General features: G+C 40.4%; 3 protein-coding genes. 2 read left to right on the top strand and 1 reads right to left on the bottom strand.

Annotation, left to right across the window (positions count from 1 at the left end; translation table 11 throughout):
* On the top strand, nucleotides 1-1,162 hold a 1,162-nt coding region (dapG, locus tag PLK24_RS10545; protein WP_324478932.1), incomplete at its 5' end, for an aspartate kinase.
* A gap of 75 nt (nucleotides 1,163-1,237) precedes the next feature.
* Complete coding sequence (dapA, locus tag PLK24_RS10550; RefSeq protein WP_324478934.1) at nucleotides 1,238-2,125, top strand: 4-hydroxy-tetrahydrodipicolinate synthase; 888 nt, start codon at nucleotides 1,238-1,240, stop codon at nucleotides 2,123-2,125.
* Nucleotides 2,126-2,319: 194 nt separating this feature from the next.
* Here dapA and PLK24_RS10555 read toward each other — a convergent pair.
* Nucleotides 2,320-2,601, bottom strand: a 282-nt coding sequence (locus tag PLK24_RS10555; RefSeq protein ID WP_324478936.1) for a hypothetical protein, incomplete at its 5' end; no start/stop codon positions are given.

A 2,601-nucleotide genomic window follows, 5' to 3' on the forward strand; every position in this document is an offset into this window, starting at 1 on the left:
TGCATTAAAGCTAAAAGAAGCTTATGAAGAAGGATATTCACCGGTAGCAGTGGTTTCGGCGATGGGACGAGCTGGGGCACCCTATGCTACTGACACTCTGATTTCTTTAGCCAAAAATGAATACGAACACTTAGATTCAAGAAATTTAGATGTATTGATGTCGACTGGAGAAATTATTTCAGCGGTGATTATGACCCAAACTCTCAGGAGATTAGGTTTAAAAGCGGTTGTAGTAACCGGTTGGCAAGCTGGAATAATAACTGACGATCGTTTTGGAGATGCTACCATTAAACGTGTGGATACCAAAAAAATATTGAGTTACTTGGAAAAAGGATATATTGTTGTAGTAGCGGGATTTCAGGGGGCATCTGAAGATGGGGAAATTACGACTTTAGGTCGAGGAGGAAGCGATACCTCAGCAGTTATTTTGGGGCTGGCTCTTGAAGCTGAATATGTTGATATTTTTACCGATGTTATTGGAGTAATGACCGCTGATCCTCGCATTGTTCCCGAAGCCCATATCTTAGAGGGACTGACTTATACTGAAGCTGCTGAAATCATTCAACAGGGAGCGAAAGTAATCCACGATAAGGCCATGAATATTGCCCGGGAATATCGGGTTCCACTGCGGGTTCGGAGTTTAAATGATGAAGGGAAAGGAACTTTAATCTGCGATATTCGCTCGATGTCAAAAGAGGGTTTGCGATTGTTTTCGCAAGATAGAACAGTTTACAGTATAGCTTTCCGAAAAGGATTGGCTCAATTTCGAGTAAAGCTTAATGGAAAAAAAGAGGATAATTTATTGATGTTTCAACTCTTAGCCAATAAGGGAATTAGTATCGACCTCATCAATCTCTTTCCCGATATCGTGGCCTTTGTCGTTGAAGAAGGAAAAGCCTTAAGAGTAAAAGAAATATTGGAAAAGGAGGGTTTTGAGCTTACCCTCATATATCCCTGCGCAAAAATATCCTTGGTTGGTTCGGGGATGGCGGATCGTCCCGGAGTCGTGGCCGACATGGTTGAAGCCCTGAGAAGTTCCAAAATTGAAATCCTCCAAACCAGTGATTCCCATGTGACAATTTCTTGTCTGGTTCACGCTACCGATATGGAAAAAGCGATTCAGGTTCTCCATCGAAAATTTCAACTGGAAGATATTTGTTGAATATATCAGTGAAATTGAAAGAAAAAAAGACATTGGTAGAATCGCTTATGAGAAAATTTCTTGAGGAGGTTCATCATGGAATGTGATTTTGGTCAAATGTTAACTGCAGTGGTGACTCCGTTTGATTCAAGTCTTGCGGTGAATTATGATCAATTTCGAAAATTGTTAAATTATTTAGTAAAAGAGGGATCAGATGGAATTGTGGTTTCCGGAACCACTGGAGAAGCACCAACATTAACCAAGGATGAAAAGTTAAAACTTTTTGAGATTGCCTTAGAAGAAGTGGGAGATCGGGCCAAAATTATTGCCGGAACTTGTAGCTATGATACCCACGAATCAGTGTTTTTGTCCCAAGAAGCGGAAAAAATCGGGGTTCATGGAATTTTAGCTGTTGCTCCTTACTATAACAAACCGCCACAAGAAGGTCTTTATCAACACTTCCGAGCTATTGCCGAAGGAATTTCCATTCCGGTTATGCTGTACAATATACCTTCTCGAACCGGAATTAATATAGAACCAGAAACAATCGCTCGACTCTCTGAGATCCCAAATATTTGTGCCCTGAAAGAAGCAGCTGGGAGCGCTGATCAGTTGTCAGTTTTGCGAACTCTGCTTCCGAAAAATTTTGCGATTTATAGTGGCGATGATAATATGACCTTAGTGGTATTAGCTTTGGGAGGTAAAGGAGTTGTCAGCGTAGCCTCTCATGTGGCAGCCCGTGAAATTAAGAATATGATTGTTCTTTATAAACAAGGAAAAGTTGAAGAAGCACTCGACTTGCATCTTCGTTTATATTCTCTTTTTAAAATAATATTTATTTCAACCAATCCGATACCAATTAAAGCCGCACTGAATCTGATGGGCTGGTCAGTTGGAAAAGTTCGGCTTCCTCTTAGCCAGATGGAGAAAGAAAAAGAAGACAAGTTGAAAAAAACCTTACTCGATCTTGGATATTTGAGTTGAAATTTCCTTTGAATTTTGTCATAATAGTTGAACCTTAAAAAAGAATATGAAAACAGCAATGATCGGGAAGTTCATTGGAAAAATTATAGCGAGGAAGTTTTATGGTGAAAGGCTTCCAATTATTTCCGATAGAACGAGAGCCCGTGAGCTGATCCTGAAGAAAAGGCTTTTTAAGTCTAAGTAGGGAAATCCGGTCAAACCGTTAGGAAAATGAGTAGAACAGGGTGGCACCGTGTACCTATTGGTTCACCCCTGTAGTTCTGTTCGAGAAAACCTCGTCTATGGGACGAGGTTTTTTGTTTTTGGAAGAATAAATCGTTGTTTTTAAGGTTAAAAATTTCTCGAGAATGATGAAAAAAGTTATCTAAATCCGTCATTGCGAGGAGGCTAATCGTCTTTTGGTTGAACGACGTGTCAATCCCAACCTTCTGCTCCGTCATTGCGAGGAGCGTTTTGTGCGACGTGGCAATCTCATT

Source organism: Atribacter sp., assembly GCF_035418125.1.
GTDB classification, from domain to species: domain Bacteria; phylum Atribacterota; class Atribacteria; order Atribacterales; family Atribacteraceae; genus Atribacter; species Atribacter allofermentans.